The organism is Ruegeria sp. CDSA221 (assembly GCF_059611825.1).
On sequence record NZ_JBXWPK010000005.1, the window covers coordinates 309119 to 334984 of the forward strand.

Annotated in this window: 27 protein-coding genes; 11 read left to right on the forward strand and 16 right to left on the reverse strand. The window is 56.7% G+C overall.

Features of this window, described 5'->3' with window-relative positions:
• Nucleotides 1–34 precede the first annotated feature (34 nt).
• Genes AC2FJ5_RS10480 through AC2FJ5_RS10495 form a run of 4 tightly spaced genes read left to right on the forward strand, consistent with a single transcriptional unit; the run spans nucleotide 35 to nucleotide 4596 of the window.
• Nucleotides 35–694 (forward strand): ABC transporter ATP-binding protein, encoded by a 660-nt coding sequence (locus tag AC2FJ5_RS10480; RefSeq protein ID WP_142636630.1) that lies wholly within the window; start codon nucleotides 35–37, stop codon nucleotides 692–694.
• Nucleotides 672–2246, forward strand: a complete 1575-nt coding sequence (locus tag AC2FJ5_RS10485; RefSeq protein ID WP_496793305.1) for a KpsE/RkpR family capsule polysaccharide export protein — start codon at nucleotides 672–674, stop codon at nucleotides 2244–2246. Before AC2FJ5_RS10480 ends, AC2FJ5_RS10485 begins: the two co-directional genes overlap by 23 nt.
• 5 nt (nucleotides 2247–2251) lie before the next feature.
• Entirely contained in the window at nucleotides 2252–3085 is an 834-nt protein-coding gene (gene kdsA / locus AC2FJ5_RS10490) for a 3-deoxy-8-phosphooctulonate synthase (RefSeq protein ID WP_496793306.1), read from the forward strand.
• A 14-nt stretch (nucleotides 3086–3099) separates the two neighbouring features.
• On the forward strand, nucleotides 3100–4596 hold the full coding sequence (locus AC2FJ5_RS10495) for a phosphomannomutase/phosphoglucomutase (RefSeq protein WP_496793307.1): 1497 nt from the start codon (nucleotides 3100–3102) through the stop codon (nucleotides 4594–4596).
• A 31-nt stretch (nucleotides 4597–4627) separates the two neighbouring features.
• On the opposite strand, the gene AC2FJ5_RS10500 is transcribed toward AC2FJ5_RS10495, so the two are convergent.
• Nucleotides 4628–6586: an AsmA family protein gene (locus AC2FJ5_RS10500; RefSeq protein WP_496793309.1), complete on the reverse strand. Its 1959-nt coding sequence runs from the start codon at nucleotides 6584–6586 to the stop codon at nucleotides 4628–4630.
• Nucleotides 6587–6682: 96 nt separating this feature from the next.
• Between AC2FJ5_RS10500 and rimO the strand changes: the two genes are divergently transcribed.
• Nucleotides 6683–8071, forward strand: coding sequence for a 30S ribosomal protein S12 methylthiotransferase RimO (rimO, locus tag AC2FJ5_RS10505; protein WP_142636620.1), 1389 nt, complete (start codon nucleotides 6683–6685; stop codon nucleotides 8069–8071).
• Nucleotides 8072–8105: 34 nt separating this feature from the next.
• On the opposite strand, the gene AC2FJ5_RS10510 is transcribed toward rimO, so the two are convergent.
• Nucleotides 8106–8462, reverse strand: a complete 357-nt coding sequence (locus AC2FJ5_RS10510) for a diacylglycerol kinase (protein WP_496690995.1) — start codon at nucleotides 8460–8462, stop codon at nucleotides 8106–8108.
• Between the two features lie 131 nt (nucleotides 8463–8593).
• Nucleotides 8594–8782 (reverse strand): hypothetical protein, encoded by a 189-nt coding sequence (locus AC2FJ5_RS10515; RefSeq protein ID WP_142636616.1) that lies wholly within the window; start codon nucleotides 8780–8782, stop codon nucleotides 8594–8596.
• A 226-nt stretch (nucleotides 8783–9008) separates the two neighbouring features.
• Here AC2FJ5_RS10515 and AC2FJ5_RS10520 point away from each other — a divergent pair, with 226 nt between their 5' ends.
• Entirely contained in the window at nucleotides 9009–9251 is a 243-nt protein-coding gene (locus AC2FJ5_RS10520; protein WP_142636614.1) for a CDGSH iron-sulfur domain-containing protein, read from the forward strand.
• On the opposite strand, the gene AC2FJ5_RS10525 is transcribed toward AC2FJ5_RS10520, so the two are convergent.
• From AC2FJ5_RS10525 to AC2FJ5_RS10545, 5 genes are all read right to left on the reverse strand, one after another.
• Nucleotides 9252–9509 carry a DUF6455 family protein gene (locus AC2FJ5_RS10525; RefSeq protein ID WP_271949278.1) on the reverse strand — a complete coding sequence of 86 codons (258 nt, stop codon included), beginning with the start codon at nucleotides 9507–9509 and terminating at the stop codon, nucleotides 9252–9254.
• On the reverse strand, nucleotides 9506–9778 hold the full coding sequence (locus AC2FJ5_RS10530) for a DUF6455 family protein (protein ID WP_496701528.1): 273 nt from the start codon (nucleotides 9776–9778) through the stop codon (nucleotides 9506–9508). The genes AC2FJ5_RS10525 and AC2FJ5_RS10530 overlap by 4 nt, the downstream gene beginning before the upstream one ends.
• Before the next feature lie 10 nt (nucleotides 9779–9788).
• A complete protein-coding gene (locus tag AC2FJ5_RS10535) occupies nucleotides 9789–10040 on the reverse strand; it encodes a DUF6455 family protein (RefSeq protein WP_496690996.1) in 252 nt (83 codons plus the stop codon).
• A 70-nt stretch (nucleotides 10041–10110) separates the two neighbouring features.
• Nucleotides 10111–10479, reverse strand: coding sequence for a YigZ family protein (locus AC2FJ5_RS10540; RefSeq protein ID WP_496793310.1), 369 nt, complete (start codon nucleotides 10477–10479; stop codon nucleotides 10111–10113).
• On the reverse strand, nucleotides 10476–11183 hold the full coding sequence (locus tag AC2FJ5_RS10545; protein WP_271949271.1) for a M48 family metallopeptidase: 708 nt from the start codon (nucleotides 11181–11183) through the stop codon (nucleotides 10476–10478). Before AC2FJ5_RS10545 ends, AC2FJ5_RS10540 begins: the two co-directional genes overlap by 4 nt.
• Before the next feature lie 122 nt (nucleotides 11184–11305).
• Here AC2FJ5_RS10545 and AC2FJ5_RS10550 point away from each other — a divergent pair, with 122 nt between their 5' ends.
• On the forward strand, nucleotides 11306–11551 hold the full coding sequence (locus AC2FJ5_RS10550) for a DUF8831 family protein (RefSeq protein ID WP_142636604.1): 246 nt from the start codon (nucleotides 11306–11308) through the stop codon (nucleotides 11549–11551).
• Here the strand turns inward: AC2FJ5_RS10550 and AC2FJ5_RS10555 are convergent.
• Complete coding sequence (locus AC2FJ5_RS10555) at nucleotides 11542–11817, reverse strand: DUF167 domain-containing protein (RefSeq protein WP_496706668.1); 276 nt, start codon at nucleotides 11815–11817, stop codon at nucleotides 11542–11544. The genes AC2FJ5_RS10550 and AC2FJ5_RS10555 overlap by 10 nt on opposite strands.
• Before the next feature lie 136 nt (nucleotides 11818–11953).
• On the opposite strand from AC2FJ5_RS10555, the gene AC2FJ5_RS10560 reads away from it, so the two are divergent.
• The gene (locus tag AC2FJ5_RS10560) at nucleotides 11954–12532 is read left to right on the forward strand and encodes a nitroreductase family protein (RefSeq protein ID WP_496793311.1); all 579 of its coding nucleotides are present in this window, start codon (nucleotides 11954–11956) and stop codon (nucleotides 12530–12532) included.
• Nucleotides 12529–13227: an EI24 domain-containing protein gene (locus tag AC2FJ5_RS10565; protein ID WP_496690998.1), complete on the forward strand. Its 699-nt coding sequence runs from the start codon at nucleotides 12529–12531 to the stop codon at nucleotides 13225–13227. The genes AC2FJ5_RS10560 and AC2FJ5_RS10565 overlap by 4 nt, the downstream gene beginning before the upstream one ends.
• Nucleotides 13228–13230: 3 nt before the next feature.
• On the opposite strand, the gene AC2FJ5_RS10570 is transcribed toward AC2FJ5_RS10565, so the two are convergent.
• The gene (locus AC2FJ5_RS10570; protein WP_496793313.1) at nucleotides 13231–13506 is read right to left on the reverse strand and encodes a DUF1467 family protein; all 276 of its coding nucleotides are present in this window, start codon (nucleotides 13504–13506) and stop codon (nucleotides 13231–13233) included.
• Between the two features lie 17 nt (nucleotides 13507–13523).
• Complete coding sequence (mce, locus tag AC2FJ5_RS10575; protein ID WP_271949260.1) at nucleotides 13524–13928, reverse strand: methylmalonyl-CoA epimerase; 405 nt, start codon at nucleotides 13926–13928, stop codon at nucleotides 13524–13526.
• A 134-nt stretch (nucleotides 13929–14062) separates the two neighbouring features.
• Between mce and AC2FJ5_RS10580 the strand changes: the two genes are divergently transcribed.
• A complete protein-coding gene (locus AC2FJ5_RS10580) occupies nucleotides 14063–14779 on the forward strand; it encodes a response regulator (protein ID WP_496793314.1) in 717 nt (238 codons plus the stop codon).
• Between the two features lie 197 nt (nucleotides 14780–14976).
• On the opposite strand, the gene aspS is transcribed toward AC2FJ5_RS10580, so the two are convergent.
• The 4 genes from aspS to AC2FJ5_RS10600 all read right to left on the reverse strand — a co-directional run bounded on the left by aspS (nucleotide 14977) and on the right by AC2FJ5_RS10600 (nucleotide 19229).
• On the reverse strand, nucleotides 14977–16752 hold the full coding sequence (gene aspS / locus AC2FJ5_RS10585; RefSeq protein ID WP_496793315.1) for an aspartate--tRNA ligase: 1776 nt from the start codon (nucleotides 16750–16752) through the stop codon (nucleotides 14977–14979).
• A 79-nt stretch (nucleotides 16753–16831) separates the two neighbouring features.
• On the reverse strand, nucleotides 16832–17503 hold the full coding sequence (locus tag AC2FJ5_RS10590; protein ID WP_496793316.1) for a CPBP family intramembrane glutamic endopeptidase: 672 nt from the start codon (nucleotides 17501–17503) through the stop codon (nucleotides 16832–16834).
• The gene (locus AC2FJ5_RS10595; RefSeq protein WP_496793317.1) at nucleotides 17500–18147 is read right to left on the reverse strand and encodes an aminotransferase class IV family protein; all 648 of its coding nucleotides are present in this window, start codon (nucleotides 18145–18147) and stop codon (nucleotides 17500–17502) included. Before AC2FJ5_RS10595 ends, AC2FJ5_RS10590 begins: the two co-directional genes overlap by 4 nt.
• Complete coding sequence (locus tag AC2FJ5_RS10600; protein WP_142636586.1) at nucleotides 18102–19229, reverse strand: aminodeoxychorismate synthase component I; 1128 nt, start codon at nucleotides 19227–19229, stop codon at nucleotides 18102–18104. Before AC2FJ5_RS10600 ends, AC2FJ5_RS10595 begins: the two co-directional genes overlap by 46 nt.
• A gap of 177 nt (nucleotides 19230–19406) precedes the next feature.
• Here AC2FJ5_RS10600 and carB point away from each other — a divergent pair, with 177 nt between their 5' ends.
• A complete protein-coding gene (gene carB, locus AC2FJ5_RS10605) occupies nucleotides 19407–22751 on the forward strand; it encodes a carbamoyl-phosphate synthase large subunit (protein ID WP_496793319.1) in 3345 nt (1114 codons plus the stop codon).
• A gap of 60 nt (nucleotides 22752–22811) precedes the next feature.
• Here carB and AC2FJ5_RS10610 read toward each other — a convergent pair whose 3' ends face one another.
• Entirely contained in the window at nucleotides 22812–25862 is a 3051-nt protein-coding gene (locus tag AC2FJ5_RS10610) for an efflux RND transporter permease subunit (RefSeq protein ID WP_496793320.1), read from the reverse strand.
• Nucleotides 25863–25866 lie beyond the last annotated feature (4 nt).

Below are 25866 nucleotides of genomic sequence, written 5' to 3' on the forward strand. Positions count from 1 at the left end.
CGGCGCAACAACAAGATAAACCCGCAGGCCTTGGATGCTTGAGTTTGAAAATGTCAGCAAGTCCTTTTGGACCGGGACGCGCCGAAAGGTGATTCTGGACAGGGTGTCTTTTCGCGTCGAACTTGGCACATCCATCGGCATTCTGGCCCCGAACGGTACCGGAAAAACCACCCTGATCAACATGATGGCCGGACTAGAGAAACCCGACGAAGGGGTCATCCGCAAATCCTGCCGCGTCTCTTTTCCGATGGGATTTACCGGCGGAGTTTCAAACAAGCTGTCGGCTCTGGAGAACTCGCGCTATATCGCCAAGATCTATGGTATGGACCCGGACTATGTCGAGGCATATTGCAGTTGGCTGTGTGGCCTGGGTGAATATTTCAATCAACCGCTGGCGACCTATTCATCCGGTATGCGGTCGCGGTTCACATTTGCGTTGATGCTGGCTCTGGATTTCGACATGTACCTCATCGACGAAGGGATGCCGGCCACAACGGATGTTGAATTCAACAAAAAGGCAGGCGACATTCTGCAGGAACGGCTGCGCACGACAACACTGGTCATCGTCTCTCACAACCCGGCCCTGCTTGAAAAATTCGCGCGTCAGGCGGCGGTATTAGTGGATGGTCAGCTTCACTTGTTCGAAACCTTGGAAGAGGCAAAGCAGTTATATGACTACCAAACCCAGGGCTGATAAATACAACTGGCGCCGCAAACGGCGGTCTGCGGGAAATGCCGAAACGCGCGAAGACGCGATCTCGCGCATTCGCCAGGCCACACAGGCGCCCGGCCCAGAAAATGAACCGCCAGTAGGGACCGAGATCGACGCTATCAAACGCGAAGGACTGACCGGCCGCCAACTGCGGGTGGCACGTCGTCTTGCCCAGAAAAACGGTCTTGCGGCGACTTCGGACTATGATGCAGTTCGGTTGTTGCGCAAAAAGGGAATTGATCCGTTTGAACGCTCCAGTCTGCTGAACCTTGCCTCGGAAAAGAAAACTTCGGACGAGCAGACGAATGATCGCATCACGATCCACCTGCCCCAGACCGTGAAAGATGCACCGGAGAACTTGCCCGGACCGGAGATGAGCCCGGCCGAGCGGCGTGAACGTGAAATCGGACAGATTCAGAGGGACATCGCCCGCCGCCGCCGTCGCAAACTGTTCGCTCTGTTTGCGCGGCTTGCGGCCTTTGTCCTGCTACCTACCTTTGTCGTGGGTCTCTATTTCTATCGGATCGCGACCCCAATGTACGCCAGCAACTCTGCCTTTCTGATCCTTCAGGCGGACGGGGGCGCGGGCTCTATTGGAGGGCTTCTGGCAGGGACCCAATTTGCGACCACGCAGGATTCGGTTGCCACCCAGGAGTTTCTGGAATCGAAAGATGCGCTTGAACTTTTGGACACAGAGGCCGGTTTCGCTGATGTGTTCAAACAGGACTGGATCGACCCCATTCAGCGATTGTCCCCGGACGCCAGTCTCGAAGAGGCTTACAAGCTGTACAAACGCATGATCACGGTCGGATATGACCCGACCGATGGCCTGATCCGGATGGAGGTGGCGACACCTGACCCCCAGACTTCGGCCGCGTTTTCCCGAGAACTGATTTCCTATGCCGAGCAACGGGTAAACGCGCTGACCGAAAAGAAACGCGAAGACCAGATGAAAGATGCCCGGGAAGGGTTTGTAAGCGCTCAGGAAGAACGTAAGAAAGCTCAGGAAGACCTGATCGAGCTTCAGCTGCAAGGCGCAATCCTTGACCCTGAAAGCGTCATTGCTGGGTTGCGGGGCCGCATAAACGAAATCGAGACGCTTATTCAGGACAAAGAACTGCAGCTTGCAGCCTTGTTGGACAATCGCCGCCCAAACAAAGCCAAGGTGGATGGCGCGCAGGCCGATATCGCACGGCTTACGGTTGTGCTGGAGGAATTGAACGCCGAAATGCTGGATGTCTCTGCGGGCGAGAATTCGCTGGCTAGGCTGAGTGTTCGGATTCAGATGGCACAGGCCGATCTGGCCGCTCGGGATATGATCCTGCAATCAGCTATGCAGCATATGGAGACAACCAGGACCGAAGCCAATCGTCAGGTTCGGTATCTGACGGTTTCCGTCAATCCTGTTCCCAGTCAGGAACCCAGCTATCCGCGCAAGTTCGAAAATACGATTTTGGCTTTCCTGTTGTTTGCTGGTATCTACCTGATGATCTCGCTTACCGCGTCGGTCCTTCGTGAACAGGTATCCTCGTAAGACACATGAAACATGTAAAAATCTCCGATCTCACGGTCGGCAATGATCTTCCCCTGACGATCATCGCCGGTCCCTGCCAACTGGAAACTGCCGATCATGCCCAAATGATCGCAGGAAAAATGAAAGAGGCCTGCGACGCGGCCGGGGCGCAGTACGTCTTTAAAGCCTCATACGACAAGGCGAACCGGACTTCTCTGTCGGGTGCGCGTGGTATGGGAATAGACACAGGGCTCAAGGTTCTGGATGACATCCGCAAAACCTTGGGTATTCCAGTGCTGACAGACGTACATACCGAAGCCCAGTGCGCGATTGCGGCCGAGGCTGTGGACGTGCTGCAGATTCCCGCGTTCTTGTGCCGTCAGACCGATATGTTGATGGCCGCTGGCAACACCGGCGCTGTGATCAATGTAAAAAAAGGCCAATTTCTCGCCCCTTGGGAAATGCCCAACATCGTGGCCAAGATCGAAAGCACCGGGAACACAAACATCCTGCTGACCGAGCGTGGCACGTCTTTTGGCTATAACGCCTTGGTCGCAGACATGCGTTCACTGCCCCAAATGGCGCAAACGGGCTATCCGGTTGTGATGGACGCCACCCATTCCGTTCAGCAGCCAGGAGGGCATGGTGGCTCATCTGGAGGACAACGTGAATTCGCACCGGTTATGGCGCGAGCTGCCGTCGCCGTCGGTACCGGGGCAGTCTTTATGGAAACGCATCAGGATCCGGACAATGCGCCATGCGACGGACCCAACATGATCTATCTGGATCAGATGCCCCGATTGATCGACACATTGATGCGCTTTGATGCGTTGGCCAAGGCCAACCCTATCCAGATCTGAACAAGAGTATTCCCATGACCAAACCCAACCCCGAGGTGACTCCGAACACCTGGAGCTTTCTGCGCGACGCAATGATCAAGCCAACCGGCTTTCGCGAATATGATGCCCGCTGGAAATATCCAGAAGAGATCAACCTGCCGGGCATGACCGCACTGGGGTTGGGTCTGGGCACACAGATGCGCAAGCGTGGGATTGAACCCGTGATTGCTGTAGCCAATGATTATCGTGATTATTCTCTGGCCATTAAAAATGCCCTGATCCTTGGCCTGATGCAGGCGGGAATTCAGGTAAAGGATATCGGTCCGGCGCTTAGCCCGATGGCCTATTTCGCTCAGTTCCATCTGGACGTTCCAGCCGTGGCCATGGTCACGGCCAGCCACAATCCAAATGGCTGGACCGGGGTCAAGATGGGGTTCGAACGTCCCCTGACCCATGGCCCGGACGAGATGTCAGAGCTGCGAGACATTGTTCTGAATGGCGAAGGGCAGACCCACGCTGGCGGGTCCTACGAATTCGTTGATGGCGTGAAAGAGGCCTATATCGACGATCTGGTCGGCGATTTCAGAATATCCCGACCTCTCAAAGTGGTCTGTGCCACAGGGAACGGCACCGCATCCGCCTTTGCCCCGGAAATCTTTGAACGCATGGGGGTAGAAGTCGTGCCCAGCCATAACCAGCTGGACTATACTTTCCCACATTACAACCCGAACCCAGAAGCGATGGAAATGCTGCACGACATGTCCGATACCGTGAAAGCCAGCGGTGCCGACATGGCGCTGGGGTTCGATGGTGACGGTGACCGCTGTGGCGTTGTGGATGACGAGGGGGAGGAGATTTTTGCTGATAAGGTCGGCGTGATCATGGCCCGAGATCTGGCCAAGATTTACCCCAATGCCACCTTTGTCGCCGACGTGAAATCAACCGGCCTTTTTGCCAGCGACCCCGAGTTGAAGGCCCGCGGGGTCAAGGCAGATTACTGGAAAACCGGCCACAGCCACATGAAGCGGCGAGTCAAAGAGATCAACGCGCTGGCCGGGTTCGAAAAGTCGGGGCATTACTTTTTGGCCGAACCGATTGGCCGTGGCTATGATTGCGGCATGCGCGTCGCGGTTGAGATCTGTAAACTGATGGACCGCAACCCGGACCAAAGCATGTCCGACCTGCGAAAGGCGCTACCGAAAACATGGTCGACACCGACCATGTCCCCCTATGCAGCGGATACCGAAAAATACGACATACTCGACCGTTTGGTCGCAAAGCTGGTCGCCAAATCCGAAGCCGGAGAGACGCTTGCAGGCCGCCCGATCAAGGAAGTGGTCACTGTCAACGGTGCCCGAGTCATTCTGGACAATGGCAGCTGGGGTTTGGTGCGCGCCTCGTCGAATACGCCCAATCTGGTGGTCGTCTGCGAAAGCAGCGAAAGCGAAGAAGAGATGCGTGCCATTTTTGCGGATATCGACGCGGTCATCCGAACCGAACCGGGTGTCGGAGATTACGACCAGACCATCTGAGCGTTGATGTCGGGGCGCTGGCCCCGACACTTCAATTGCCGCCAAACAGCTTAAGCAGTCCTTTCTTGGCCTCGTCCTCAAGCTTGTTCTTCAGCGCATCCTCGACGCTGTCACCGTCAGTCCCGGCCGCACCGGTATCGCCACCTATCTTGTCGATGACTTTCTTTTTGACATCATCCTCAAGCTCTTTGACTTTTCCTCCGGCGGCCGCTTCGATCACCTTGGTCAGGTCCGGCTTGATCGACGGATTGCTCCATGGTCCAACGATACGCACCGGAACCGACAGGCCCTCTCCCGAATTCGCACGCAGAGCGACCGGCGTGAACAGATAGTCGATATTGCGCGCTCCGATCCCGACTTTTCCTTTGCCATCCGCGCGGAAATTGTCCAGCGACATCAACAGATCGTTGTTCTGCAAAACGCCCTTATCAATGGTGAAGCTAGCCGTCAGGCTGTTGAACACGGTGGTGCCACCCGATCCTTTGCCTCGTCCCATCAGACGATCAAGGTCAAAACCCGATATCAGCCCCTTTCCTACATCCAAGCGGCCCTTACCGCTGAGCGAGCGCATGATCTGATTCTCGTTCTGGCCAACGCCCAGAAACTCGAATGATCCCGACCCGGTCCCGGACAGCCGCTCGACCCCGACCAAGGCTGTCAGAGCTTGTTTGAGGTCAATGCCCTTGGCCTTTATCTTGCCGCCAACGGACAACCCATTCCGATTATTGGCCACCACCTGCCCGTTCAGCGTTCCGGAAAACAAGGTTGCCGGGTTCATCTCCAATGCAGCCCGAGACCGGTCCAGCCGCATTGTCAGGTCGCTGGGGCCAAGCGTCAGCTCGGGCAGCGCGATAGATTTGGCTGTCAGTCGAATTTCACCATTGGCCAAAGCCAGCGCCGAGGCGTCGATCGGTTCCCTTGACCACCCCTCCGAGGCAGCACCCGAGCCGGAACCGCCGGAACTGGACGAGACCGTCTGACCACTTTGATTATAGCGAGAAAGATCAAGATCACTGGCATCCAACCGAGCAGTGATCTGTGGCGGGTTGGAAATGACAATATCAACTTCGCCTGTAAAACGGTTACTGTCGAGTGAAGCCACCAGATCGCGCACAGATATGCGACCATCTCTGGTATAAGTCATCTGCCCCGACACGTTCGCAGCGCGGCCCAACCCGTGCGGCACTCCAACGCCCTCCTGACCGAACGCGGCCAGCATTTTTTCCGTGTCTTTGGTTTTCAACTGCAGCTTGCCGTCCATCTCTCCGGCAAGGTTGACGCGCCCGTCAAATCCGATGTCACCACCAGGGGCCGCAAGTGCAAGTTCAATCTCGGATGCCGCGCCCGTGGCATAAGCCGGCAAGTCGGGTATCTTGATATCCACGCGGGCCTCACCACCCGGAACCGGCATTTGTGCATCCAGAACCATGGGGGCCGAGACTGCTGGCCAACTAGCAGACAAATCCACATCTGCGACATCAAATCGGGCCGATCCATTTTCAACAAAGATCAGACGCGCCTGAGTCAGTTTCAGATGCTCCAGTGTCACCGCACGCGATGCATCGGCCGGTTTTGATCCACCCGAGCCGCTGGCTGTCGGGGCGACGGCCGTGTCAAACTCCCAGTTTCCGCGCCCGTCTGACAGTTCAAGTCTGAGGGTCGGATTCTCGGCAATAATCCGTTTGATCAGCACATCGCCGGACAAAATGGCCAAGGTATCGACCCCAACCGCCAGGCTTTCGGCGCTCAGCATCGGCTCAGACCCCGCCCACGAGGCATTTCCGAAGGAAACCGCCCCGGTTTCCATGCCCAGCACAGGCCAGAAGGACAGCTTAACGCCCCCCGACAGTTTCAGATCACGCCCGGTTTGTGCCTTGACCTGCTCGGCCAGAATGGTCGCCAACTTGTCGCCCGGCATCAGCAGCAACGCGCCGATGACAAGACCGACCACAGCCACCAAAAGGAACAGGATGCGCATTAGCCATTTCATTTTCTGCTCTCCGACTTATTTGGCACGCTATAAAAAGATCATTCAAAGACGGCAGCGCATTTGCAAGGGGAAGCTTTCCCCACTATATGCCGCGCCATGACCACAAACCCGCCAAACCTCCGCCCCGACCTGGCACCTGCTGCCCGGATCACTGATACACCACGTCCGAACCAGCCGACCATCGGCATGGTATCGCTGGGTTGCCCCAAGGCTTTGGTCGACAGCGAGCGGATTCTGACGCGCCTGAGGGCCGAAGGATACGGCATCTCGCCGGACTATTCAGGCGCAGATGCCGTGATTGTGAATACCTGCGGATTTCTGGACAGCGCCAAGGCGGAGTCTCTGGATGCCATCGGCGAGGCTTTGGTAGAAAACGGCAAGGTTATCGTAACCGGATGCCTGGGGGCCGAACCCGATTACATCCGCGAGCATCACCCGCGTATCATGGCCGTCACGGGACCACATCAATACGAACAGGTGCTGGACGCGGTACACAAGGCCGTGCCGCCTGATCCCGACCCCTTCGTGGATCTGCTGCCTGCGGCCAACGTTCAACTGACGCCGCGCCACTACAGCTATCTCAAGATATCCGAGGGCTGTAACCACAAATGCAAGTTTTGCATCATCCCGGACATGCGCGGCAAACTGGCCAGCCGTCCGGCGCATGCTGTTCTGCGCGAGGCGGAAAAGCTGGTCGATAACGGTGTGCGCGAATTGCTGGTGATCTCTCAGGACACCTCGGCCTATGGGTTGGACCGGAAATACGATGTGAATCCCTGGAAAGACCGTGAGGTCCGCAGCCATATCACCGATCTGGCGCGTGAATTGGGTCAGTTGGATGCCTGGATTCGTCTGCACTATGTCTATCCCTACCCGCATGTACGTGAACTGATCCCGCTGATGGCGGATGCGGGCAGCAACGTGCTGCCCTATCTGGATATCCCTTTTCAACACGCACATCCGGATGTTTTGAAACGAATGGCCCGCCCCGCTGCAGCTGCCAGAACATTGGACGAGATCGCTGCCTGGCGCGCGACCTGTCCTGACATCACTCTGCGATCCACCTTTATCGTGGGCTATCCCGGCGAGACCGAGGCTGAGTTCCAGACCCTTCTGGACTGGATGGACGAGGCGCAACTGGATCGCGTCGGCTGCTTTCAGTACGAGAACGTCGAAGGAGCCCGATCCAACGACCTTCCTGACCATGTGCCCGCCGATGTCAAACAAGACCGATGGGAAAGGTTCATGGAAAAGGCTCAGGCGATTTCCGAGGCCAAACTGGCCGCCAAGGTCGGCCATACCCTGCAAGTCATCGTGGATGATATCGACGATGAGGCCGCGACCTGTCGCACCACCGCAGATGCGCCCGAGATTGACGGCAATCTGTTCATCGACGAGGGGTTTGAGGCCCTGAAGCCGGGCGACATTGTCTCGGTCGAGGTGGACGAGGCCGGGGAATATGATCTATGGGGCAAGCTTCGCTAACCACACCTACCTGAATTGACCGACCCAGCGGCAGTCAAAAAAGGCTCAACAGCCCGATAACCCAGGCCAATCCGCCAGCCAAAGCAGTCAGTGCCACCGCAGCGCTGGCGGCGTCTTTGGCTTGCCCGGCCAATAGATTGTGTTCGGTCGAAGTATGATCCACCGCCCGTTCGATCGCCGTGTTGAACAGTTCAGCCACCAGAACCAACAGACCGATCACCAGTATCAGAGCCCGAACGCCGTCGCTCAGGGGCAGCCACAGGGCCAGACCCGCAGAAACAAGATTGGTGCAGACCCAAGCGCGGAACGAGTATTCACTGTGCCAAGTGGCAGCCAATCCCTGCCAGCTCCAGCGGATGCGGTCCTTTAGATGGGTGACAAGTTTTCTCATGCGACCTCGGTAATTCAATAGGTCAAACAGAAACCCTAACACCGTATGACAGGCAATAAAAAAGCCACCCATAGGGCGGCTTTTTTGTTCGATTGTGCGGGCGGCTATGTCGGAATCCGCCCGCGAAAATCTTATTGAGCAGTCGGATTACATACGGTCTGACCTGCTTCGGTCGTCGCCAGATCTGTCCCTGCCGGGCAGCTCGGCGTGCCGTATTTGTCATAATCTGGGGTAATGTATACCGGTGTCGGCTCTTCCTGTTGCGAGCAAGCAGCCAGAACCAGGGCAAACGCACTAACGGCAGCAAATTTGAGTTTCATGTCCGTCATTCCTCTAATTAATTTCTGTTATTGCCCTGAACATGGGGCCGACTTCACAATACGGTGTGGTTGGTAATTTTGCAATAAAATCAACAGCGCGTTTGCGAAAGCAGGCAAAACCATGCCGGGGGGATTGCCCATGGAATGGGTGCCGCGTGGCAGCTACTGCTTTCGGCACATCTGTTCAGGCGATAGACTGGGGAAAGTCAGCGAACGGAGAAATCAGATGCCAGAAGGTCCTGTCATTGCGCAAAAAGCGCCCTATCCAATCGAAGTAACCGAAGGAAAAAGCTATTTCTGGTGCTCGTGCGGCCGGTCCAATCGGCAGCCATTTTGTGATGGATCTCACAAAGGAACCGGCTTTGAACCGGTCAAGTTCACGGCTGATACCAGCAAGAAACTGTTCTTCTGCGGCTGTAAAAACTGCGCTAACCCACCGTTTTGCGACGGGACACATTCCAAGATCTGATCACTTCAGCCGGTTGAAAACCTGGCTATTTACGCAGAACCCGGGCGCTGAACGAGGATCAGATTGCTGTGCGGCCAGCCATATCGTGCATTTCTCGTGACAGTCCGAGGCCCGGCAACGCGTTACCATCTCGGCGTATTCATCCGGACTCAACCGCCCGTCGGACATGGCTTCGGTCAACGAGATCTTAAGGCATCGGGCAACAGATCGAGTCAGCCAAAAGTGCTTTTCCACGTCGCCCAGTACAGCGTGTTTCATCCCAATTCCTGCATTTGTATTACTTTCAACGCGGCGAATTGATGTTTGTTCGGGCAGGTTTGTGGTGCTCCTGCAACATCTGGATGTCTTTCCATCCAATCCGGACAGGCAGCCGCCCAGCCACATCCCTGACACAGGCGGATCATTTCAGCCCAGTCTTCCTGACTTAGCCGACCTTTATTGTGGGCCCGCACAATATCCGTACCCGTAGTTTGCCCCATCCTCAACACAAGGCGCAAATGAGTCATGAGGTGTCCAAGGCGCGGCATTGCGGCCCCCCTAAGGGATCAACTTGCTTAACAAATCCTGGTTCCGGCAATATTCGGGGGTCTGCGCTGCCAGAACCGGTTGATTCAAAAAAGATTGGCAATGGCCCGGGTTCGGGCAATCGGTGCATCGCAGAACCGCATCGGTAATCTGATCCACCGATATATGTCCAGCGATTGCAGATTCCTGCAGATCCACCCCCAGCTTGCCAGCCATACGGTCAACAAGACCAGCATGATGCCTAAGCGTTTCGCGATCGGGCATTGGCATTCCTTTCCGTTTCGCTTTGTCCGATCAGACTAGCAATACGAAACAGCCCAAGCCTTGACGCAGGTCAAAGTCCCAATTCCAGTTCGTCCAGATAAGCCCGTGTTGCATCCTGCACCCGTCGGAATCGATCACCGCCCAGCTTTTTTCCGCCATACCATCGAGTGACAATGACGATATGACCGCTCAGTTCGGCCCTTTCCAGCATGCGCAGAATCACCATTCCGGCACCGCTTTCCCCGTCATCCGCCTTGAGCGCACCAGTAGGCAGGATTGCGGCCCAGGTATTGTGCGTGGCCTTGGCATAGCTTTTGTTAGATTTCAGGTCCTGCAGGACAGCAGCCACCTCGTCACGGGAACTGACCAAAGCGCCGGACACGGCATATTTCGATCCGCGGTCCGTCAAGACAACCCCCAACCGTTTCAGTCCCGTCATTGTGTCAGCCCAAGCTGCCGCGAGGTTTCCAAAACAATTTCGACGCGCTGAGCATTCGGTGGATGGGTGCCTAGAAAACGATCGCCCGGGTCAGGAATTCGGGCAAAATAGCGGGCTCCTAACAAGGGATTATAACCTGCCCGGTGCGTGATGATCGTTCCCAACCGGTCCGCTTCCAGTTCAAAGTCCTTGACATATATCTGGGCACCCACCTGCGCGCCCAGCTTCTGCGCCTGTTCAAGATCGGCGTCATTTGCCCCCGCTATGCGTGCAAGCTCGCCAAAAATCGCGGCACTTTCTCGTGAGTTTTCGGACTGGCGGGGAATATGGCGCAGGATGTGATGAGCAGATTCATGCCCCATCACAAAGGCCAGTTCATCGGCGTTTTCCACCGATTGAATCATCGCACGGGTGAAGATTATGACTGGTTGATTGTCGTCATCCAAGGTTTGAAAAGCATTTGCTGGTGCGCGAGGGTTCAGATCAACCACGATCGAAAAATCGCAGTTGCTGACATTACTGCGCCGCTTGCACTCTGCGCGCGCCACATCCCCGACCCTTTGACTGATTTCGCGAAAGGTCAGCACATCGACCTGAAAATCAGTTGAAGGTTGTTGCCATTCCTCTACCGGCTGAACGCGTAACGAACCGGTGTCACAGGCCGACAGAACCAGACCAAATATCATCAAGATCAGGCGACGCATACTATTTCCTTTGGTCCGGTCATGCCTTTTCGTCGAACATAGCCCGACACAAGGCGGTTCGCCACCGGACGATTTCCCAAGAACGGGTTGCATTGCAATGTTCCGCCCGGCAAGCTGGAAACATGTTTTCGATTGAGCATGAATTCGACTCGACGGTCATAACCCTGGTGGACGAAGGCGAGAAGCCTCTGAACGAGGATGTGGTTATTAACAATTTTGCAGAATGCGTAACGCTGGAACAACTGGATCCGCGCACTGACCAGGTTCAGAAGATTACGCTTTCGCCCGAACAGGTTCGTGATCTGGCTGCGGCACTGGATCTGCCCGAAGGTGTTTACCAAATTCGCGAAACCCCCGGTCAGGCCTGACACACAAAGACTTTCTCGCGCGATGTCTGGCCGCGCTTCAGGATGAGTGCGGACGGAGCAACCCCCAGCGCCACCGCCAGAATCTCCCGTGTGGCTTCATTTGCCCTGCCGTTTTCGGGCGGTGCAGTGATATATATTCTGATCGTTCCGTCCTGAACCAAAATCCTGTCTGCTGCGGCTTTCGGGGTAACCCTGACCGCAATCTCAGCATTCGGTGCTACACGGTCGCTCAGGTCTGGAAGATTTCTTAGTTTCGGTTTTCCCATTGGCACCTTCTGTTAACAAAGACCCTTGCACGGTTGGGCGGGGAATGAAATTGATCCAACTGGTCCAGCCGATTGCACTTGAAACTCGCCAGACGTTCAACCAGATACAGACAGCCTATGTAAAGGAAGTTAACATATGTCCTTGAAGAATCCGGCCGCTTTTGAGTTCCTGCAGACCCGTCGGTCGCGCCCAGCCAAAACGTTGATTGAACCGGCCCCCGACCGTGTGCAGCTGATGCCCCTGCTGACCGCAGCAGCCCGCAGCCCGGATCACGGAAAACTGGAACCTTGGCGGTTCATCGTGCTTGAAAAAGGCGCAATGGGGCGCCTGTCGGGGCTGACGCAGGAATGCGGTGAGGCGCTTGGCAAATCCCCTCAAGACATTGAAAAAGCGCGCGGACAGTTTGATTTAGGCCATCTCGCCGTCGCTGTGATCGAGGTTCAGAAGCCTTCGGAAAAGATTCCAGCCATCGAGCAGACCTATTCAGCTGGGGCTGTTTGCCTTGCTTTGCTGAACGCTGCTTTGACCGCAGGATGGGGCGCGAATTGGTTGTCTGGCTGGCAAACCCACGATCCAGAATTCTGTCGCAAGGCGTTTGGATTGCGGGATAACGAGAGTGTTGCCGGATTGATCCATATCGCGACCGAGGGCTCGACCCCTCCCGACCGCCCTCGCCCGGATGTTGATGCCCTGACCGAATGGGTCACAGAATGATCATCCTCAACGCCTTTTTTTCAGCGCTTGGCCAGATCGGAGACCCGAAATTCCGCGGGGTCCTGCTTCGGGGCATTGGTCTGACCATTCTTATGCTGATCGCAGCCTGCGCCGGTGCAATTTGGCTGATCAACCGGCTGTCAGGGGACGAGATATCGCTGCCATTCATTGGTGCAGTTCCCTGGCTGAATGACGTCCTCAGCTATTCCGGCATTTTCCTGGTGCTGATCCTGCCAGTGTTTCTGATGATTCCCGTCGCCTCAGCCATCACGTCTGTGTTTCTGGACGATGTCGCGCAAGCTGTAGAGGACAGGCATTATCCGAGCCTGCCCACGGTTCCACGCATCCCGATAGGCGATGCGATCACTGACGCGCTTGGCTTTATGGGCGTGTTGATCCTGGCCAACCTTCTGGCGCTGATCCTTTATGCGATCTTCACGCCACTGGCCCCGTTTATCTTTTGGGCGATGAACGGATTTCTGCTGGGGCGTGAGTATTTTACGCTGGCAGCCATGCGCCGTATCGGGCGTGAGGGCGCGCGAAAACTGCGAGCACAACATTCGTCAACAATTTGGCTTGCGGGCACGTTGATGGCCATCCCACTGTCTATTCCGCTGGTGAACCTTGTGATCCCGATTATTGGAGCTGCTACATTCACGCATATCTTTCATAAGCTGTCAGGGCCAACGCCCTGAAGCTTAGTTTCGCGGTTCCATTTGATTTAGCCAATCGAAATCCCGTACCGAAATCACGCCCGAAATAATGATCCCTGCAATGATAACCCAGAGCACGACCGACACCCCGGTGGTGATCCATAACTTTTTCTTCATGTGATGCACTTCCGGGGCCCCTGAATGGGTGCCGGGAACGACCTCGCCCAAATCACCCTGGGTCTTGATGCGGATCGGCAGAATCACCAGAAGCGTCATGAACCAGATGACGGCAAACAGAACCAGTCCTGCAGTGATCGTCATGTGTACACCTCCGGTGTTTATACTTGTTCCAACTCGACCAGACAGCCGTTGAAATCTTTGGGATGCAGGAAAAGAACCGGTTTCCCGTGCGCGCCGATCTTGGGTTCACCGCTACCCAGCACCCGGGCGCCGGTTTCTTTCAGGTGATCACGCGCGGCAATGATATCTTCCACCTCATAGCAGACATGATGGATTCCGCCGGCGGGGTTCTTCTCTAGAAAACCGTTGATCGGGCTGTCATCGCCCAGAGGATAAAGCAACTCGATCTTGGTGTTGGGCAATTCAATGAACACCACAGTAACGCCGTGATCAGGTTCATCCTGCGGCGCGCCAACCTTGGCACCTAAAGCGCTGCGGTACTGTTCAGACGCCGCCACAAGATCAGGGACGGCAATGGCAACGTGGTTTAAGCGGCCAATCATGGAACTCTCCTACCTTCTGCGTTGCAGCGGTTATGGGGACAGATCAGGCAAAGGACAAGTGCGCCAAATTGCCGTTAACCCCGTGTTAGCCAGAAGTTCCTAGCGTGAAGCATCTGCTGAATAGGAGTTCTGCCATGGACGATTCGAGCCCCTTCACCGCACCCGCACAGCCAACGGCCACGCGGCCGCTGCTGGGACAAACCATTTTGGTTGTTGAGGACAGCCGCTATGCCTGCGACGCTATCCGGTTAATGTGTTTGCATTCGGGGGCGCGGATCAGGCGGGCCGATTGCCTGAAGTCCGCCCGGCGCCATCTTCAGATCTATCGACCTTCGGTGATCTTGGTGGATATGGGACTACCCGATGGCTCTGGCGCTGATCTGATTGCCGAGCTGGCCATGACTACGCCCCGGATCGGAGCGATTCTGGGCATGTCAGGCGACGACAATTCAAAAACCCTTGCGACAGAGGTTGGTGCGGACGGGTTTCTTGCCAAACCGCTTAACTCACTGTCCTATTTCCAATCGTCTATTCTGAATTGCCTACCTGAAGACCGCCGCCCCTGCACGCTCCACGCCGTTCGGGATGAGGTGATATGCCCCGATCCTATGGCCTATCAGGACGACATGGCACATATTGCCGATGTTCTGGCCGGACCGAATGACCATCGGTCACTGGACTATGCTGCCCAATTCCTGCGCGGAGTTGCCCGTGATGCGGAAGATACGGTTCTGGCCGAAGCCGCCCAGCAGTTGGCAGCCTCACTCGCCGCAGGTATGCCCATCACCGCTCTGACAGCCCAGGTTGCGGGAATAGTGCAGGCCCGTCTGGAACAGCGCGAGGCTATCTGAAGTGACAACCGCATATCTAATTACCGCATCGCTCCTTTGTCTGTGGGCATACAGACAGACACGCGTCAGCGCGCGTGACATTCGGAACAGCCGCGAGAGGAAAAAGGACCATTTCCTGTAAACCCGCTAACAGCGAATTGGGAATGGGTTGAAAACAGAAAAAAAAACCGCCACAGGCGACTGTGGCGGGTTTTCTATCAGTCCTGAGGGATAATCCGCAGGCCCAACTCCATCAGCTGGTCCGAGGCCGGGTCGGACGGTGCCTGCATCATCAGATCCTCGGCGCGCTGGTTCATCGGGAACATCATGACCTCGCGGATATTGGCTTCATCGGCCAAAAGCATCACGATCCGGTCGATACCAGCTGCACAGCCACCGTGCGGCGGGGCGCCATAGTGGAAGGCGTTGAACAGCGCGCCAAAGCGGGATTTCACCTCATCCGCGCCATAGCCAGCCAGCTCAAAGGCCTTCAGCATGATCTCGGGCTTGTGGTTCCGGATCGCGCCCGAGACCAGCTCGTATCCGTTACAGGCCAAGTCATATTGATAACCGCGCACGTCCAGAGGATTGCCGTTCAGCGCCTCCATCCCGCCCTGCGGCATCGAGAAGGGGTTGTGTTCAAAGTCGATCGCACCGGTTTCTTCGTCTTGCTCATAGATCGGGAAATCGACGATCCAGGCAAAGGCAAAGCGGTCTTTCTCGGTCAGGTTCAGTTCATCACCGATCACATCGCGCGCCCTGCCGGCCACCTTTTCAAAGGCTTTCGGTTTGCCACCCAGGAAGAACGCCGCGTCTCCGACGCCCAGACCCAACTGCTGGCGGATCGCCTCGGTCCGTTCAGGGCCAATGTTTTTGGCCAGTGGACCGGCGGCCTCCATCCCTTCGCCCTGATCGCGCCAGAAGATATAGCCCATACCGGGCAGACCCTCTTTCTGGGCAAAGGCGTTCATGCGGTCGCAGAACTTGCGGCTGCCACCCGTCGGCGCAGGGATAGCGCGGATTTGGGTGCCATCCTGCTCCAACAGCTTCGCGAAAATCGCGAACCCAGACCCGCGGAAGTGGTCGGAGACCACTTGCATTTTAATAGGATTCCGCAGGTCGGGCTTATCGCTGCCATACCACAGTGCCGCGTCCTTGTAGGAAATCTGCGGCCAGTCCTGATCGACTTTACGGCCGCCGCCGAACTCTTCAAACACGCCGGTCAGAACGGGCTGAATCGTGTCGAATACGTCCTGCTGCTCAACAAACGACATCTCAAGGTCAAGCTGGTAGAAATCGGTGGGGGAGCGGTCGGCACGCGGATCTTCGTCGCGGAAACAGGGCGCAATCTGGAAATACTTGTCAAAGCCCGACACCATGATCAGCTGTTTGAACTGTTGAGGAGCCTGCGGTAGGGCATAAAACTTACCCGGGTGAAGACGTGACGGAACGAGGAAATCGCGCGCGCCTTCGGGCGAAGACGCCGTGATGATTGGCGTCTGATACTCGCGGAAGCCCTGATCCCACATCCGGCGGCGCATCGAAGCAACAACGTCCGAGCGCAAGGTCATATTCTGCTGCATCACTTCGCGGCGCAGGTCCAGATAGCGATAGCGCAGGCGCGTTTCCTCAGGGTATTCCTGATCGCCGAACACCATCAGCGGCAGCTCGTCAGCGGCGCCCAGTACTTCCAACTCGCGCACGTAAACTTCGATCTCGCCCGTGGGCAATTTCGCGTTCACCAGATCGGCGGCGCGCGCTTTGACTGTGCCATCGATACGGATACACCATTCCGAGCGGACTTTTTCCAGTTCGGCGAATGCCGCGCTGTCGCCGTCGCACAAGATCTGTGTGACGCCGAAATGATCGCGAAGGTCGATGAATAGAACGCCGCCGTGATCTCGGACCCGATGCACCCAGCCAGACAGGCGAACGGTTTCACCGACATTGGCGGCGGTCAGAGCGGCGCAGGTGTGGCTGCGATAGGCGTGCATGGATCATATCCCTTCGGGCGCAGAATTGGTCGGGCCGATACACCGCGTCAGACTGGGAAAGTCAAGGCAAGTCGCACCGTCAAAACGGCCTTTGCACGTTGCCTGAGTAGAAATAGATGCCCAGACCCACCGCAAAGATGATGTTCCCCGCGATGGCATGCAGCAGAACCGCATAGAAAAACGATCCGCGTTTGCGATAGGCCCAGGTAAACAGCAACCCTCCGGCAAATGTCATCAGAGCTACGATCCAGCTCCAATACATCAAATGCGCAAGCGAGAAGAGCGATGCATTCAGCAGATAAGCTGTGCGTCCATTGGGCAGGATTGCGTGGTAGCGACGAAAGAACAGCGACCGGAACAGCAGCTCTTGCGGCAGGGCGGAAACGAATGGGTAAAACACCCAAATCATCGCCAGCAGCTCGGGTTGGTTGTGCAACAGGAAAAAGGCAGCTTCGGGACGGGTCAGTCGTACTAGCGCAACACAAAACAGGGTCATTCCCACAGCAAAGCCGGCGACTTCCGGCCAGGACCAGTTGCGCCAGTTATATCTCAATTCCGCCCAGGCAAATCCGTGCGTGAAATGCAACAACACGATCCCGATGGCCGTAAAGGTAAACAGCGATGGAAACATCCAGTTGGGTCGGAAAAGTACGGCGATCAGCACAGGTATGGCGACGAAGAACAAACCGAATTCCAGTCGCAACCAACGGGAAGGTGCTGCGGCTTCAGTCCAATCGGTTTGCCTGTTCACAGTACCGCCAGTTCCGCCCAGATCAGGCCTCGCAAGGAATTGCCCATCCAGAAGCTTTCCGCGCTTTGCAGGTCGGTCATGGTCAGCACCGCCTCGCTGACTTTATTATTTTCCAGCAATTCTTCGCGCAAAATTCCTGGAAGCAAGCCGGAGGACAAAGGCGGCGTCAGGCAACGACCATCGGGCATGTCTAGAAAGATGTTAGTGATGGTGCCCTCGCACACTTCGTCACGCTCATTCAGAAACAGCCACTCATCTACGCCCTCGGGCAGTGCCGCCCGGGCCCGGTCATAAACATCGCGCTGCGTCGTCTTGTGCTGCAACCAGATATCAGAGGCGGCAAGCCTCGTATTGGGAACTGCGACCCGCCAGACGGACGGGTTATCCGCCAGTGCACCAGTTGTCACGCCAAACCCGCCACTGATGTCCATCGTCAATCGACAGCGCAACGAGTTTGAACCCGCAACTTGGTCGAGCGTTGCAATCGCGCGCCCTGCATCAAAAGGAAGCCCCAATGCCCGTGCCGAACGTTCCATCCGGGCCAGGTGTTTTCCAACACGCACAAACCCGCTCTCTGGCCGGAATGCCAGCGTTTCGATCAGACGGAAGTCAGGGTCAGCTGGTGGGCGAAACGTGCCTTCCATAGCGCTTCCTCATATTCGGATGGGGCTGTGCTGTCCCAGACAACGCCCCCACCCACATTCAGCGTGGCCTTGTTGCCCTCGACCATCAGCGTGCGAATAGCCACGTTGAACTCGGATCGCCCGTCTGGCGCGGCCCAACCGATAGCACCACAATAGATATCGCGTGGCCAGGGTTCGAGATCGGTCAAAATCTCCATCGCGCGAATTTTGGGCGCGCCTGTGATCGAGCCGCAGGGAAACAACGCGTTTAGGATATCGGAAAGTTCTGCCCCAAGATGCAGCTGTGCCTGCACCAGCGAGATCATCTGATGCACGGTTGCATATGTTTCGACCTTGAATAGCTCGGGTACCTTTACGGACCCCGGCAGCGCAACCCGGCTGATGTCATTGCGCAGAAGGTCAACGATCATGAGGTTTTCAGCGCGGTTCTTCTCGTCTCTCGACAAGAAATCGCGGCGGCGCGCGTCCTCGGCCATGTCTTCGCTGCGGGGTTGTGTGCCCTTCATCGGGCGGGTTTCGATCGTCCGATCTGCACCGGTGCGAAAGAACAACTCTGGCGAGCGGCTGAGCAAATCGGGCAAATCATCCTGCTGAACCAGCGCTCCGTGACCGACCGGCTGGCCCACAGCCAACGCCGCATAAAGCGCGGCGCTATCCCCTTGCAATGTCAGGTCAATGGGGAACGTCAGGTTGGCCTGATAGATATCCCCTGCCCCGATCGCATCGTGGACCAGCTGAAAGGCGCTTGCATATCTTGCCTCGTCCCAGCGCGGTGTGAATTCGGCGACACCGCCTAGGGGTGCGGGCAGATCGCACTGGCCTGGCGCATCATAGGCACCGAAACACAGCAGTGGCAGGCGGCGGTCAGTAGGCATCCGGTCCAACAGGCGGGGTTCCAACGCATATCCAAGCTCATAGCTTGCATAACCGGCCAGCCAGGCCCCATCCGCGCGTGCCTCATCCAGCGCCGCCAAAGCCTGTGGCACGTCTTCCGCTTTGTCTGCGCGGATCACCCGGTCTGGCCGTTCGAAATAAGTTCCCGATCCGGCCGGCCCCTGATCAAAACGAATACGCACGTGCATCCTCATTTGTCGTGCTGCGCGGTATAGACAATACGGCGGTAAGGGAAAGAGGGGAAAGCGGCAATTTCGCCCCTGTTTCCGATACCTCTTGAACCTTTTGGCGCGGTCCCTATAACGCAGAACAATTTGGGCACGCGGGCGGTGCCCTGACTCGCAGTTAACCGAAGGAAACAGGCTATGCCGAGAAGAACCGACATCCAGTCGATCATGATCATCGGGGCGGGCCCCATTGTCATCGGTCAGGCCTGCGAATTCGACTATTCAGGCGCACAGGCCTGTAAAGCCCTGCGCGAAGAAGGATACCGGGTCATTCTGGTAAACTCAAACCCAGCTACAATCATGACCGATCCCGGTCTGGCCGATGCCACTTATATCGAGCCGATCACGCCCGAAGTTGTCGCCAAGATCATCGAGAAAGAACGCCCCGACGCCTTGTTGCCCACAATGGGTGGGCAGACCGGACTGAACACCTCACTTGCACTGGAAGAGATGGGCGTACTGGACGAGTTCGGTGTCGAGATGATCGGTGCGACCCGCGACGCCATCGAAATGGCCGAAGACCGCAAACTATTCCGCGAAGCGATGGATCGGCTGGGCATCGAAAACCCCAAGGCCACCATCGTTACCGCCCCCAAGCGCGACGACGGCTCCACCGATCTTGATGCTGGCGTCCAGATTGCCTTGGGCGATCTGGAAGACATCGGCCTGCCTGCCATCATTCGCCCCGCCTTTACCATGGGCGGCACCGGCGGCGGTGTGGCTTATAACCGCGAGGATTATATTCACTTCTGCCGCTCGGGCATGGATGCCTCGCCGGTAAACCAAATCCTCGTCGATGAGAGCCTGCTGGGTTGGAAAGAGTATGAGATGGAGGTGGTACGCGACACGGCCGACAACGCCATCATCGTCTGTTCCATTGAGAATATCGACCCGATGGGTGTGCATACCGGCGACTCGATCACTGTGGCCCCTGCCCTGACACTGACCGACAAAGAATACCAGATCATGCGCAACGGCTCCATCGCCGTTCTGCGCGAGATTGGGGTCGAGACTGGCGGTTCGAACGTACAATGGGCGATCAACCCCGAAGACGGCCGAATGGTCGTGATCGAGATGAACCCCCGCGTGTCGCGTTCGTCCGCGCTGGCGTCCAAGGCGACCGGGTTCCCGATTGCGAAGATCGCGGCCAAGCTGGCTGTTGGCTATACGCTGGACGAGCTGGACAATGACATCACCAAGGTCACGCCCGCCTCCTTCGAGCCAACCATCGACTATGTCGTGACAAAAATTCCGAAATTTGCGTTCGAAAAGTTCCCCGGCTCTGAACCTTACCTGACCACGGCGATGAAATCGGTGGGTGAGGCCATGTCCATTGGCCGCACGATCCACGAATCGATGCAAAAGGCGCTGGCTTCGATGGAATCCGGCCTGACTGGCTTTGATGAAGTAGAAATCCCCGGCCTGAACGTTGGTGTCTGGGACGAGGTCAGTGACAAAGTCGCGGTGATCAAAGCGATCAGCAAGCAAACCCCCGACCGTCTGCGCACCATCGCGCAGGCCATGCGTCACGGATTGACCGATGATGAGATATTTGGGGTCACCAAATTTGACCCTTGGTTCCTGGCCCGCATCCGCGAGATCATCGAGGCCGAGCGTCAGTTGCGCAAAGACGGCCTGCCGGTGACCGAAGAAGGCATCCGCAGGCTGAAAATGCTTGGCTTTACCGATGCGCGCCTGGGCAACCTGACAGGCCGTGACGAAGGCAATGTACGCCGCGCCCGCCGCAATCTGGGTGTTAACGCAGTATTCAAGCGCATCGACACTTGCGCTGCCGAGTTTGAGGCGCAGACGCCCTATATGTACTCGACCTACGAAGCCCCTATGATGGGTGATGTTGAGTGCGAGGCGCGCCCGAGTGACCGCAAGAAGGTTGTTATCCTGGGCGGCGGACCCAACCGGATCGGTCAGGGGATCGAATTCGACTATTGCTGTTGTCACGCCTGCTTCGCACTGACCGATGCGGGCTATGAGACCATCATGATCAACTGTAACCCCGAAACGGTTTCGACCGACTATGACACTTCAGACCGGTTGTATTTCGAACCGCTAACTTTTGAACACGTGATGGAAATCCTGACGAAAGAACAGGAAAACGGCACGCTGCACGGTGTTATCGTTCAGTTCGGTGGTCAGACCCCGCTAAAACTGGCCAACGCGCTGGAAGAAGAAGGCATTCCGATCCTCGGCACTACACCCGACGCCATCGACCTCGCCGAAGACCGCGAAAGGTTTCAGGCGCTGGTCAATGAACTGGACCTGAAACAGCCCAATAACGGCATCGCATCGACCGACGAGCAGGCGCTGAAAATCGCCGAGGATATCGGCTTTCCGCTGGTGATCCGTCCCTCCTATGTTCTGGGTGGCCGCGCGATGGAAATCGTGCGCGATATGGACCAGCTGCGGCGCTATATCAACGAGGCCGTGGTGGTCTCGGGCGACAGCCCTGTGCTGCTAGACAGCTATCTGGCGGGCGCGGTTGAACTGGATGTCGACGCCCTGTGCGACGGCACGGACGTACATGTCGCAGGCATCATGCAGCATATCGAAGAGGCTGGCGTGCATTCGGGCGATAGCGCCTGTTCGCTGCCGCCCTACTCGCTGTCGAAAGAGGTGATTGGCCGGATCAAGGAACAGACCTTCAAGCTGGCCAAGGCGCTGAACGTTGTCGGCCTGATGAACATTCAGTTCGCGATCAAGGATGATGATATCTACCTGATCGAAGTCAACCCGCGCGCCTCACGCACCGTCCCATTCGTGGCCAAAGCCACGGACAGCGCCATTGCCTCCATCGCCGCGCGTGTGATGGCGGGCGAGAAGCTGGCGGATTTCCCGTTGCGCCCGGCTTACAAGACCGTGGACGACACCAAGATCGCCGACCAGATGACACTGGCAGACCCGGATATGCCGTGGTTCTCGGTGAAAGAGGCGGTGCTGCCCTTCGCCCGGTTCCCCGGCGTCGACACTATTCTGGGGCCTGAGATGCGCTCGACCGGAGAAGTCATGGGCTGGGACCGCGACTTCCCCCGCGCCTTCCTCAAAGCACAGATGGGTGCGGGAATGGTGCTGCCATCCTCGGGACGTGCGTTTATTTCGATCAAGGATGCCGACAAGACGCCTGCCATGCTTGAGGCTGCACAGGTTCTGGCCGCGCAGGGCTTTGCCCTTGTCGCCACCCGCGGAACGCAAAGCTGGCTGGCCGAGCACGGTATTGCCTGTGATCTGGTCAACAAGGTCTATGAGGGCCGTCCTGACGTGGCTGACATGCTTAAAGATGGTCAGGTACAGTTGGTGATGAATACCACCGAAGGTGCACAGGCGGTCGAGGACAGCAAGGCCATCCGGTCCATCGCGCTTTATGACAAGATCCCATATTTCACCACCGCCGCCGCCAGCCACGCTGCCGCGTTGGCGATAAAGGCGCAGGCCGAAGGTGATGTCGAGGTCAGGTCCCTGCAAGGCTGACCTTCCCCCACTACACCAGAATAAAGCAAAACCCCCGGTCCATGACCGGGGGTTTTTCATTTAGACAACCGGCTGCGGTGGTTTCTTGCGCCGTTCCTCCGGCAGGAAGAATACCATGTAAAACACGGGGGCCGCCACCATGGTAAGGACCGTGGCAAAGGCCAGACCTCCCATGATAGTCACCGCCATCGACCTGAAGAACGCATCCGTCAACAACGGAGCCATACCCAAAATCGTCGTGATTGCGGCCAGCATCACCGGGCGCAAACGCGAGACCGAAGCCTCGATGATCGATTCACGCAGCCCCTGACCGGTTGCACGTACCAAGTCGATCTCTTCGACCAAAACGATGCCATTCTTGATCAGCATCCCCGATAGGCTAAGCAGTCCCAGTAGCGCCGTAAATGTGAACGGCAGACCCGTGCCCAGCAGACCGATCACCACTCCGTTTACCGACATCGGTACCAACAGCCAGATAATGATCGGCTGACGAATGGCGTTGAATATCAGCACCGAAATCAGAACCATGATCAACAGGCTCAACGGCAACTGACGACCCAGGCTTTTATTTGCATCGCCAGCATTCTCGAACTCTCCACCCCATTCCAGTCGATAGCCCGCTGGCAGCTCCATGCTTTCGATGGCTGTGCGGACTTCGGAATGAACCTGCGCAGCTGTCAAATCCGGCGGGATGTCGGCCCCTACCGTAATGGTCAGCACACGATCCCGGCGGTGAACCAGCGTATTGAGTGCCTTATATTCGAACCTGTCGACCATCTGCTCGATCGGCACGAATTTCTGCGACTGGTCCGAGAATACAACCTGATCCACGATCGAATAATCCCCGTCCACTGGGCGGCGCAAGATGATCGGAATCAGGCGGTCGCGTTCGCGGAACACACCACCAGTGATCCCATCGGTCGAGAATTGCAGAGTCGCCGCGATATCTTCGCGCGACACCCCTGCGGTCTGCGCCCGTTCGGTCGCATAAATTGGCTGGACAGCCAGCCCTTGTTCGCGCCAGTCGTGATAGACGTTCAGCGCATTGGGCGAGGCCGCGCGCATCGTCTGCACAGCCTCATTCGCAAGTTGCCGAAGCACCGCCGGATCGCTTCCCGAGAAACGGGCCTGAATTGGATCACCGCCGCCAGGACCAAAGACCAGCCGCTTGGTGCGGAACTTGCCTTCGGGGAACTGCGCCGAGCCAAACGCCTCGAGATCCGCCCGCAAAGCCGGAATGTCATCCAATGTTTCCGTCCGGATGATCATGTGACCGTAGCTGGGGTTCGGTTTTTCCGAAGAGTAGGTCAACAAAAAACGAGTTGCTCCTTGCCCAACAAATGTCGTGACAGATACCACATCGTCCCGATCCGCCAGCCAGTTTTCGAAAACAGCCATATCCTCGGCGGTGCGCGCAATGGGTGTGCCCTGCGGCAGGTTGTAATGCACGAAAAACAGCGGTGTATTCGAGTCTGGAAAGAACTGTTGTTTGACCAAACCAAATCCTGCGAAACAGACCACGGTAATGCCCACCAGCATTGCAATCACCATCCAACGGAACCGCAGCGCCCAGTTTAGGATCGCGCCATAAACACGGAACATGATCCCGCCATAGGCATCAATTTCACCTTCTTTGCCCTGCTTGAAGAAATAGTGCCCAAGCATCGGAGTCACCGTCAGCGCCAGGGTCCAGCTCAGCAGCAGCGATATCCCGATAACAGCAAATAGCGAAAACAAGAACTCGCCCGTCGCATCAGGGCTAAGACCAATCCCGGCAAAAGCCATGATGCCAATCACCGTTGCTCCCAACAGCGGAATTTGCGTTTTGGCCGCAGCCTCATCCGCCGCATCACGCGAATTCTTGCCGCGCAGCATTGCAATCTGCATTCCTTCGGCCACCACAATGGCGTTGTCCACCAACATACCCATCGCGATGATCAAAGCGCCCAACGAAATTCGTTCCATCTCGATCGAGAACAATGCCATGAACAACAACGTGCCAACCACGGTCAGCAACAGAGTTGTTCCCACAACCACAGCCGCGCGCCAACCCATGAACAGGGCCAAAACCGCAACAACAATAGAGACCGACAGCGCGAGGTTCACCAGAAAGTCGTTCGATGCCTGCTCAACAACGACGTGCTGCTGGTAAATCGGCAGGATCTCGACACCATAGGGGATCTGAGAATCCAACTCGGCAAATTTCGCGTCAGCACGCTTGCCGACCTCAACGATATTATCAGTCGAAAGCCCAGCGATACCCAGAGTGAAAGCTTCGGTCCCGTTGAACCGGATGATGACATTAGGATCGGTTAGGCGACCACGATGTACATTCGACATATCGAACAGGTTGATAACCTGGCCCTGCGATCCAACAGAAAGGCCAGCAATGGCGGAAACCGTATCGGATCCTTCGGCGGTTAATATCGCGGTCCGGCCATCTTCTGATCGCAATGACCCCGACGAGTTTACCGAGTCCGCATTTGTAATCGCGTCGGTAAGTGCCTGCAGAGGCACGTTCTGGTTCACCGAAATAGACAGGTCGGGTTCGATAAAGATCGCCTCTTGCGGCAGGCCCATCACCTCGACATCCGCGACACCGTCAACCGTCAGTAGTTCGCGCCGAAGAAATGTGGAAAGCTCATGTTTTTCAGCGTCCGAGAAGCCCTCGGCCGTGACCGCATAAAACAAGCCAAACACATCGCCAAACCCGTCATTGACCAGCGGATCACCCACCCCGGATGGCAGTTCCCGTGAGGCGTCACGGACCTTGGCGCGCAATTTGGTCCAGATCTCCGGCAGCTCGGTCCCATCATAGGCTGAGTTAATCTCGACCTCGATCAGCGAAAAACCGGGCTGGTTCACTGATGTGATTGTCTTGACCTCGCCCATCTGCTGGATAGCGGATTCCAGTGGCTCTGAAACCTCCAGCGCCACTTGTTCAGCCGTTGCCCCCGGATACTGGGTTGCGATGACGGCGTTTTTGATTGTGAAGGCTGGATCTTCCAGACGGCCAAGCGACAGAAATCCCCAGATACCGCCGAACAAGGCGATCAGGATGACCAGCCATGTATAGATAGGGCGATCAATGGATGCGCGTGCGATGTTCATCAAT

Bases quoted from the DNA above. Each gene is read 5' to 3' on its own strand.
- AC2FJ5_RS10495 (WP_496793307.1), top strand. From the start codon at position 3,100: ATGACCAAACCCAACCCCGAGGTGACTCCGAACACCTGGAGCTTTCTG.
- AC2FJ5_RS10480 (WP_142636630.1), top strand. From the start codon at position 35: ATGCTTGAGTTTGAAAATGTCAGCAAGTCCTTTTGGACCGGGACGCGC.
- AC2FJ5_RS10510 (WP_496690995.1), bottom strand. From the start codon at position 8,462: ATGAGAAAACTTGTCACCCATCTAAAGGACCGCATCCGCTGGAGCTGG.
- kdsA (WP_496793306.1), top strand. From the start codon at position 2,252: ATGAAACATGTAAAAATCTCCGATCTCACGGTCGGCAATGATCTTCCC.
- AC2FJ5_RS10500 (WP_496793309.1), bottom strand. From the start codon at position 6,586: ATGAAATGGCTAATGCGCATCCTGTTCCTTTTGGTGGCTGTGGTCGGT.
- rimO (WP_142636620.1), top strand. From the start codon at position 6,683: ATGACCACAAACCCGCCAAACCTCCGCCCCGACCTGGCACCTGCTGCC.
- AC2FJ5_RS10530 (WP_496701528.1), bottom strand. From the start codon at position 9,778: ATGCCGCGCCTTGGACACCTCATGACTCATTTGCGCCTTGTGTTGAGG.
- AC2FJ5_RS10485 (WP_496793305.1), top strand. From the start codon at position 672: ATGACTACCAAACCCAGGGCTGATAAATACAACTGGCGCCGCAAACGG.
- AC2FJ5_RS10600 (WP_142636586.1), bottom strand. From the start codon at position 19,229: ATGCACGTGCGTATTCGTTTTGATCAGGGGCCGGCCGGATCGGGAACT.
- AC2FJ5_RS10580 (WP_496793314.1), top strand. From the start codon at position 14,063: ATGGACGATTCGAGCCCCTTCACCGCACCCGCACAGCCAACGGCCACG.
- AC2FJ5_RS10610 (WP_496793320.1), bottom strand. From the start codon at position 25,862: ATGAACATCGCACGCGCATCCATTGATCGCCCTATCTATACATGGCTG.
- aspS (WP_496793315.1), bottom strand. From the start codon at position 16,752: ATGCACGCCTATCGCAGCCACACCTGCGCCGCTCTGACCGCCGCCAAT.
- AC2FJ5_RS10595 (WP_496793317.1), bottom strand. From the start codon at position 18,147: ATGGAAGGCACGTTTCGCCCACCAGCTGACCCTGACTTCCGTCTGATC.
- AC2FJ5_RS10545 (WP_271949271.1), bottom strand. From the start codon at position 11,183: ATGCGTCGCCTGATCTTGATGATATTTGGTCTGGTTCTGTCGGCCTGT.
- AC2FJ5_RS10515 (WP_142636616.1), bottom strand. From the start codon at position 8,782: ATGAAACTCAAATTTGCTGCCGTTAGTGCGTTTGCCCTGGTTCTGGCT.
- AC2FJ5_RS10535 (WP_496690996.1), bottom strand. From the start codon at position 10,040: ATGCCCGATCGCGAAACGCTTAGGCATCATGCTGGTCTTGTTGACCGT.
- AC2FJ5_RS10570 (WP_496793313.1), bottom strand. From the start codon at position 13,506: ATGACGATCACTGCAGGACTGGTTCTGTTTGCCGTCATCTGGTTCATG.
- AC2FJ5_RS10555 (WP_496706668.1), bottom strand. From the start codon at position 11,817: ATGGGAAAACCGAAACTAAGAAATCTTCCAGACCTGAGCGACCGTGTA.
- AC2FJ5_RS10525 (WP_271949278.1), bottom strand. From the start codon at position 9,509: ATGAAACACGCTGTACTGGGCGACGTGGAAAAGCACTTTTGGCTGACT.
- mce (WP_271949260.1), bottom strand. From the start codon at position 13,928: ATGATTGGCCGCTTAAACCACGTTGCCATTGCCGTCCCTGATCTTGTG.
- AC2FJ5_RS10550 (WP_142636604.1), top strand. From the start codon at position 11,306: ATGTTTTCGATTGAGCATGAATTCGACTCGACGGTCATAACCCTGGTG.
- AC2FJ5_RS10565 (WP_496690998.1), top strand. From the start codon at position 12,529: ATGATCATCCTCAACGCCTTTTTTTCAGCGCTTGGCCAGATCGGAGAC.
- AC2FJ5_RS10540 (WP_496793310.1), bottom strand. From the start codon at position 10,479: ATGACGGGACTGAAACGGTTGGGGGTTGTCTTGACGGACCGCGGATCG.
- AC2FJ5_RS10560 (WP_496793311.1), top strand. From the start codon at position 11,954: ATGTCCTTGAAGAATCCGGCCGCTTTTGAGTTCCTGCAGACCCGTCGG.
- carB (WP_496793319.1), top strand. From the start codon at position 19,407: ATGCCGAGAAGAACCGACATCCAGTCGATCATGATCATCGGGGCGGGC.
- AC2FJ5_RS10520 (WP_142636614.1), top strand. From the start codon at position 9,009: ATGCCAGAAGGTCCTGTCATTGCGCAAAAAGCGCCCTATCCAATCGAA.